At 31.6% G+C, this 7,400-nt stretch carries 8 protein-coding genes; 4 read left to right on the plus strand and 4 right to left on the minus strand.

Annotated features, from left to right (window positions below; genetic code table 11):
• The first annotated feature begins 122 nt into the window (after window positions 1–122).
• The gene (locus AB8B90_RS05530; RefSeq protein ID WP_405334509.1) at window positions 123–419 is read left to right on the plus strand and encodes a GNAT family N-acetyltransferase; all 297 of its coding nucleotides are present in this window, start codon (window positions 123–125) and stop codon (window positions 417–419) included.
• 46 nt (window positions 420–465) lie between these two features.
• Here the strand turns inward: AB8B90_RS05530 and mtaB are convergent, their stop codons facing one another.
• The gene (gene mtaB / locus AB8B90_RS05535; protein WP_405334511.1) at window positions 466–1,791 is read right to left on the minus strand and encodes a tRNA (N(6)-L-threonylcarbamoyladenosine(37)-C(2))-methylthiotransferase MtaB; all 1,326 of its coding nucleotides are present in this window, start codon (window positions 1,789–1,791) and stop codon (window positions 466–468) included.
• Between the two features lie 81 nt (window positions 1,792–1,872).
• Here mtaB and AB8B90_RS05540 point away from each other — a divergent pair, with 81 nt between their 5' ends.
• On the plus strand, window positions 1,873–3,513 hold the full coding sequence (locus AB8B90_RS05540) for an ABC transporter substrate-binding protein (protein ID WP_405334513.1): 1,641 nt from the start codon (window positions 1,873–1,875) through the stop codon (window positions 3,511–3,513).
• Window positions 3,514–3,517: 4 nt separating this feature from the next.
• Here the strand turns inward: AB8B90_RS05540 and AB8B90_RS05545 are convergent, their stop codons facing one another.
• The 3 genes from AB8B90_RS05545 to AB8B90_RS05555 all read right to left on the minus strand — a co-directional run bounded on the left by AB8B90_RS05545 (window position 3,518) and on the right by AB8B90_RS05555 (window position 6,010).
• Window positions 3,518–4,423 carry a TolB family protein gene (locus AB8B90_RS05545; protein ID WP_405334516.1) on the minus strand — a complete coding sequence of 302 codons (906 nt, stop codon included), beginning with the start codon at window positions 4,421–4,423 and terminating at the stop codon, window positions 3,518–3,520.
• An 11-nt stretch (window positions 4,424–4,434) separates the two neighbouring features.
• Window positions 4,435–5,616, minus strand: coding sequence for a GlmU family protein (locus AB8B90_RS05550; RefSeq protein WP_405334518.1), 1,182 nt, complete (start codon window positions 5,614–5,616; stop codon window positions 4,435–4,437).
• Window positions 5,617–5,758: 142 nt separating this feature from the next.
• The gene (locus tag AB8B90_RS05555; RefSeq protein WP_405334519.1) at window positions 5,759–6,010 is read right to left on the minus strand and encodes a type B 50S ribosomal protein L31; all 252 of its coding nucleotides are present in this window, start codon (window positions 6,008–6,010) and stop codon (window positions 5,759–5,761) included.
• Between the two features lie 160 nt (window positions 6,011–6,170).
• Here AB8B90_RS05555 and AB8B90_RS05560 point away from each other — a divergent pair, with 160 nt between their 5' ends.
• On the plus strand, window positions 6,171–6,701 hold the full coding sequence (locus tag AB8B90_RS05560; RefSeq protein WP_405334521.1) for a DUF4199 domain-containing protein: 531 nt from the start codon (window positions 6,171–6,173) through the stop codon (window positions 6,699–6,701).
• A 44-nt stretch (window positions 6,702–6,745) separates the two neighbouring features.
• The coding region (locus AB8B90_RS05565) for a glycosyltransferase family 2 protein (RefSeq protein WP_405334523.1) at window positions 6,746–7,400 on the plus strand (655 nt) is incomplete at its 3' end.

Genomic DNA, 7,400 nt, shown 5'->3' on the forward strand with positions numbered 1-7,400 from the left:
AGACATAACTATTTAAAAATCAGTTATTTTTAGTTTATGTTAATTTTTTGTAAATTTGCAATACAAAACTATATAAATCTATAGTTCTACCCTACCAACCATTGAATTAAATACGAATTATTATGATTGATGCAGCAGAACTGACTGACAATGACTTTTTACGTCAATTTGAACTTAAGGTTGATAATGAACTTGCTAAAATAGAGTACGCACTTCAAGATCGAAAAATTTTCTTAACTAAACTAATTATTCCTAATTGTATAAAATCTGAAGATTTTGAAGAAGAATTTTTGACTTTAGTTTTTGAAAATATTGCTGAACGCAATATTAGTGTGGTACCTACAAGCCCTGAAATAGCAAAATTTATAAGAAGACACAGAAAGTACAAAAAGATGCTTCCTGTAGGAATTAGAATATAATTGACAATTACTCAAAAAAAAACCGAAGCAAATGTTTCGGTTTTTTTTATGCAACGATTTCTTTAACAAATTCAAATCTCACTAATCCATCTTCATCAATTTTAGTTAACTCTACATCATGAAGGGTATTAACTAATTCAGGATTCCATGGTGTTTTTACTTTGATGTAATTTTCGGTAAACCCATAAATATAGCCTTCCTTATTTTCACCTTCAAATAAAACTGTACGTTGTGTTCCTAATTGTTGCTCATAAAAAGCTCTTCGTTTTTTAGCAGACAATCCTCGTAACATCTTACTCCGTTTTGCTCTAACTTTTTTTGGAACAACTCCGTCAAGTGAAGCCGCTACAGTATTGTCTCGTTCAGAATAGGTAAATACATGTAAATATGAAATATCTAATTCGTTTAAGAAATTATAGGTTTCTAAAAACAAATCATCTGTTTCTCCTGGAAAGCCTACAATAACATCGACACCAATACACGCATGAGGCATGGTTTCTCTAATTTTAGTAACACGATCCATGTACAATTCCTTCATATAACGACGACGCATCAACTTTAGTAGTTCATTACTTCCACTTTGCAATGGAATATGAAAATGTGGTACAAAAGATTTGCTTTTAGAAACAAAGTCTATGGTTTCATTTTTAAGTAAATTAGGCTCTATTGATGAAATTCTTAAACGCTCTATACCTTCAACTTTATCTAATGCTTGAACCAATTCATAAAAGGTATGTTCATGTTTTTTATTTCCAAATTCACCTTTTCCGTAGTCACCAATATTAACTCCGGTCAAAACAATTTCTTTGATGTCTCTTTCTGAAATTTCTTTAGCATTTTTAAGTACATTCTCTAAAGTATCGCTTCTAGAAATTCCTCTTGCTAAAGGAATCGTGCAATATGTACATTTGTAATCACAACCATCTTGAACTTTTAAAAACGCACGCGTTCGATCTCCAATGGAATAACTTCCAACATAGAAATCAGCATCCTGAATTTCACAGCTATGCACTTCTCCCATGTCATTCTTTGTTAAATCATTAAGATAGCTTGTGATATTAAATTTTTCAGTCGCTCCTAAAACCAAATCCACACCATCAACGTCAGCTAATTCTTGGGGTTTTAATTGTGCATAACAACCAACAGCTGCTACAAAAGCATCAGGATTTACTTTTTGTGCTTGTTTAACAATTGATTTAAAACGTTTATCTGCATTTTCAGTCACCGAACAAGTATTGATCACATAGATATCTGCTTCCTCTTTAAAATCTACGCGCTCAAATCCTTCAGAAGAAAAATTTCTAGCAATTGTAGAGGTTTCAGAAAAATTAAGTTTACAACCTAATGTATAAAATGCGACTTTTTTATTCATATTTTAATTAGTATTTCCGTGAGCACAGAAATCTATTTATATTTACTCGATTCTAATTTAGAGTGGGCAAATTTACAATTAATGAGTAATATCCTAAAATCTGTGCATAGCAAATATTCAATTACTGTATTGATTTTGAGTATTATTGGCTCTTTTTTTATTTTTTCATGTGGAAACGATACTAACTCTGATAAAAATCATCTTATTTTTAGATATAATGAGCATAAGAACATTGGTTCATTAGATCCTGCGTTTGCAAAAGATAATGCAGACATTTGGGCAATCAATCAGTTATACAACGGATTGGTTCAAATGGACAGTAATTTAAATGTAAAACCTTGCATTGCTAAAAGTTGGACGATTTCTGAGGATGCACTTACCTACTCTTTTATACTTCGGAAAGATGTAAATTTTCACAAGCATATATTATTTGGAAAAGATTCTACTAGAATTGTAAAAGCTAGTGATTTTGAATATAGTTTTAATCGTTTATTGGATAAAAAGTTAGCTTCACCTGGAAGTTGGACCTTAAATAAAGTTGAAACGTTTTCAGCAGTCAATGATACGCTTTTTCAAATTCGTTTAAAACAAGCATTCCCAGCATTTCTCGGACTGTTAACTATGAAATATTGCTCGGTAGTTCCAAAGGAAATTGTGGAGCATTATCAATCTGATTTTCGCTCAAATCCAATTGGAACTGGTCCATTTCATTTTAAACGTTGGGAAGAAAATTTGAAGCTTGTTTTTCGTAGACATTCTAATTATTTTGAAACCGACAATAAAGGTAATCAACTACCTTATCTTGAAGCTGTAGCTATTACATTTTTACCAGATAAACAAAGTGAATTTTTACAATTTGCACAAGGTAATATCGATTTCGTTTCTGGTTTGGATGCTTCCTATAAGGATGAAATATTAACAGCTAGTGGAGACTTAAGATCATCTTATGTAAATGATGTTACTATGATTCGTGGTCCATATCTCAATACAGAATATCTAGCGTTTTTCATGGATACAGAGTTGCCTGAATTACAATCTGTTTTACTTAGAAAAGCTATTAACTATGGATTTGATCGTCAAAAGATGATGACTTATTTGAGAAACGGTATTGGTATTCCTGCTAATGGAGGTTTTATTCCTAAAGGGCTTCCAGGATATAATGATTCTATTGGTTTTAGCTATCAGCCTGAAAAAGCGAAACAGTTGATGGAACGATTTAAAATTGAAACTGGTATTACACATCCAGAGATTACAATAACAACTACTAGTAATTATTTGAGTTTTTGTGAATACATTCAGAGAGAACTTCAAAAAATTGGAATTGCAGTAGATGTTGATGTTATTCCTGCTGCAACTTTAAAAGATGCTAAAGCAAATGGGAAATTAGACCTTTTTAGAGCTAGTTGGGTTGCAGATTATCCTGATGCAGAAAATTATTTATCCTTATATTACAGTAAGAATTTTGCACCTAACGGTCCGAATTATACTCATTTTAAAAGTGAAGTCTTCGACCAATGGTATGAAGATGCCTTCAAGATTACAGATACTAAGTCACGAGAATTATTATATACCAAAATGGATAGTTTAGTCATGGCAAAAACTCCTGTAGTACCATTATTTTATGATGAAGTTGTTCGTTTTACAAGAAAAGAAGTCATTGGATTAGGAATAAACCCTATAAATTTACTGGACTTGAAGCGTGTAAAAAAAGTAATAAATTAGGTGCTTAATCTACAGTAAAATAGTAAATATCATCTTCGCCTTTACCACCTTCTCTATTAGATGAAAAATAACCTGATTTACCATTTGGCAACAACTCAAAACACATATCGTCTGCCTCGCTATTAATTGGAGCTGACATTAATACTGGTTTACCAAACTTTCCGTCAGATCCCATTTCAGCTCTATATATATCTAAGCCTCCAACACCCTTAGCTCTGTCTGAAGAAAAGTAAAGAATATTCCCTTTGGTTATATATGGAAACATTTCTTTTCTGGGTGAGTTTAAATGTGCTCCTAGATTTTCTATTTTACCGTATTTATTATTTCCAAGAATTTTTACTCTGAAAATATCGGTAGGACCTTTAGCTTGAGGAATGTTGGATGTAAAATAAAGGTATTGTCCATCTGGACTTACTGATGGATGCGCATAAGAATATCGTTCATCACAAAAAGGAAGTGGTTTAAACTTCATATAGCCTTTACCTTCAACATATTCGCCACGTTCCATTCTAAGGTTTCTAGTTTTATCATCATATTTATAAACATCTCCTCTCTTTTTTTCATTAGTGGTAGCATACATATGTTTAGCATTAATACTAAATCCTGCACTCGAGCTATTAAATACAAATCGATCTGAGGAAACGAATTCTTTTGCGTTTATGATTTCTCCATCTTCTGTCATCTCACCATGATATAATGTAAAGATTTGTTGATTACCACTATTACGTTCAACAGTACCAAAACTATTGACCTTATATCTTGAAAAATAAACGATATTATCTTTGACATGCACAACACCATACTGACTTAACTCATCATTAATTTGAAGGTTTTTCAAGGTGTAAGTGTCACTTTGAGCGTTAACTGCAGTTGTAAGAATTAGCGCAAATATAAGTAGGTATGTTTTCATAGTTTTTTAGTTTAATCGTCTTTTTTTCGCCATTGTTTAGTGTCTTCAAAAACGTGCTCTAATATAGCTTTATCAATATCTGAAAATTCAATATCTCTACGTTGCATAACCACTTTAGCTACTTCAAACGCTTTCTTAGTTAGATACGTTGTAAACCCTGAATTTCCACCCCAACTAAAACTTGGAACAAAATTTCTAGGAAAACCACTTCCAAATATATTTGCACTAACACCAACAACTGTACCAGTATTAAACATTGTATTTATTCCACATTTACTGTGATCTCCCATCATCAAACCACAAAACTGTAGACCCGTTTTAGCAAAACCTTGTGTATTATAATTCCAAAGACGGACTTCAGCATAATTGTTTTTAAGATTTGAATTATTAGTATCTGCACCTAAATTGCACCACTCACCTATCACAGAATTACCTAAAAAACCATCATGACCTTTATTAGAATATCCGAAAATGACAGAATTATTAACTTCGCCACCAACTTTACTATGTGGTCCAACTGTTGTTGGCCCATAAATTTTTGATGCTAATTTAAGTGTTGCATTATCGCACAAAGCAAAAGGTCCTCTTACGATACTACCTTCCATGACTTCAGCATTTTTACCAATATAAATGGGTCCTGAACTCGCATTTAAAGTTGCAAATTCTAGTTTTGCACCGTTTTCTATAAAAATATTTTGAGCATTTATTGTATTGACGGAATTAGGAATCGTTTGTGATTTTCGGTCATGTGTGAGTAATTCAAAATCTTCTTGTATCGCTAGTGCATTTTTAGAAAAAATATCCCAAGTATGGTCTATTTTAATTATATCTGATTCATATTCAAGGGCTTCATAAGTATTAAAATCAACTTCATCTTGAGTATCTTTAGTATAAAAAGCAATTACATCTTCATCTTTAAAAACAGCTTGGTTCTCTTTCAGATTTATAACCATAGCTACCAATTCTTTATTAGGAAGAAATGAAGCATTAATCATTACATTGAAGTCCATTTCTACCATTGGAAATTTATCAGAAAGATAGTCCTCTGTTAAAGTCGTTGTGGTAAATCCTAAGTACTTTTCCCATTTTTCTCTAATGGTCAAAATACCAACTCTTATCTCTGCAACTGGCCTTGTGAAAGTAAAAGGTAGTAGATTGTTTCTTGAAGGACCATCAAAAAGAATATAATTCATATCAAATTTGTAAGTTAAAAGCTTGAAGATTTAAGTTTAAATCTTTTAGACTTTAGTTATATACCAAAAGTAGCTTAAATAGAGAAAACAAAAAAGCCTTCGAGATAAATCCTGAAGGCTTCTGTTTATAGGTACGTAACGCTTATTTTTTAAATTTAGCGTATTTGTTTTTGAACTTATCAATACGACCAGCTGTATCTACTAATTTAGATTTACCAGTGTAATATGGATGTGATGTTCTTGAAATCTCCAATTTAACTACTGGATATTCAACACCATCAACTTCAATAGTTTCACTAGTATCTGCAGTTGACTTTGTTAAAAACACGTCATCATTAGACATATCTTTAAACGCTACAAGTCTATAATTTTCTGGATGTATTCCTTTTTTCATCGCTTTTTTCTTTAAAATCCTTACTATTTTGGAGGTGCAAATTTAAGTATTTTTTGTAAATTACCAATAAAATAATTCTTTTTTTATTTTTCTCAATTCTGTAACAAATATAACTATTGATACACTTACTTAACATATTAACTAAAAAATCAACTCAATTATGGAAAAATCAATTAAATCAATTAGCTTAAATCAAGGAATAGTACTAGGTATTGTTCTAACACTAGTAACCGTATTAATCTACGCATTTAGCATTGATCTATTTACTGAGTGGTGGTTAGGTATAATATTATTTTTAATCATACTAGTTTTCGGAATTATCGCTGCTGTTAAAAGTAGAAAAGCCTTAGGAGGATTCATGACTTTTAAACAAGCCTTTACATCCTATTTCATAACAGTGGCTGTAGGAACACTTATCAGTACTGTTGTAGGGATAGTTATTTTCGCTTTTGTTGATCCAGATTCAGCTCAATATTTAAACGAAAAAATCATTGAAATGACCATGCAGACTATGGAAAATTTTGGCGCGCCTCAAGAGAGTATTGACGAAGCTATTGCTGGTATGGAAGGTAAGAATAATTTTTCAGCAGCAATGCAGATGCAGTCTTATGTGATTAGACTATTAATCTTATCTGTAATAGGTTTAATTGTTGGTGTTTCATTAAAAAGGAATGATCCAAATCAAGCTTAAAAAAAATCAGTACTTTTGATTATTAAAATATTTAAAATTATTGAATGAATATTTCAGTAGTCATACCACTACTTAACGAACAAGACTCTTTAAAAGAACTATACGATTGGATTGCACAAGTCATGCAGTCCAATCGTTTTTCTTATGAAATCATCTTTATTGATGATGGAAGTATTGATGATTCATGGTTGATTATCATGCAATTGTCTCAAATGGATGATAATGTTAAAGGCATTCGTTTCTTGAAGAACTTCGGAAAATCTCAAGCCTTGCATGCAGGCTTTTCAAAAGCTCAAGGTGATGTTGTTATTACCATGGATGCAGATTTACAAGATAATCCTGAGGAAATACCAGAACTTTACAATATGATTATTGTTGAGAAATACGATTTGGTATCTGGATGGAAAAAGAAACGTTACGATTCTTTTATTTCAAAAAATTTACCTTCAAAACTTTTTAACTGGGCAGCTCGACGAACTTCTGGTGTAAAACTAAACGATTTTAATTGTGGTTTAAAAGCTTACGATAATAAAGTGGTTAAGAACATTGAAGTAAGCGGAGAAATGCATCGCTATATCCCTGTACTAGCAAAAAATGCTGGCTTCACCAATATTGGTGAAAAAATTGTAAAACATCAAGCTCGTAAATATGGTGAAACCAAGTTTGGAATGGACCGATTTATTAATGGCTTTTTAGATT

The sequence above is a fragment of the Psychroserpens sp. genome, from assembly GCF_045105015.1.
Taxonomy (GTDB): Bacteria; Bacteroidota; Bacteroidia; order Flavobacteriales; family Flavobacteriaceae; genus Psychroserpens.

Coding starts and splice junctions, on each gene's coding strand:
- AB8B90_RS05530 (WP_405334509.1), top strand. CDS start 123: ATGATTGATGCAGCAGAACTGACTGACAATGACTTTTTACGTCAATTT.
- mtaB (WP_405334511.1), bottom strand. CDS start 1,791: ATGAATAAAAAAGTCGCATTTTATACATTAGGTTGTAAACTTAATTTT.
- AB8B90_RS05540 (WP_405334513.1), top strand. CDS start 1,873: ATGAGTAATATCCTAAAATCTGTGCATAGCAAATATTCAATTACTGTA.
- AB8B90_RS05545 (WP_405334516.1), bottom strand. CDS start 4,423: ATGAAAACATACCTACTTATATTTGCGCTAATTCTTACAACTGCAGTT.
- AB8B90_RS05550 (WP_405334518.1), bottom strand. CDS start 5,616: ATGAATTATATTCTTTTTGATGGTCCTTCAAGAAACAATCTACTACCT.
- AB8B90_RS05555 (WP_405334519.1), bottom strand. CDS start 6,010: ATGAAAAAAGGAATACATCCAGAAAATTATAGACTTGTAGCGTTTAAA.
- AB8B90_RS05560 (WP_405334521.1), top strand. CDS start 6,171: ATGGAAAAATCAATTAAATCAATTAGCTTAAATCAAGGAATAGTACTA.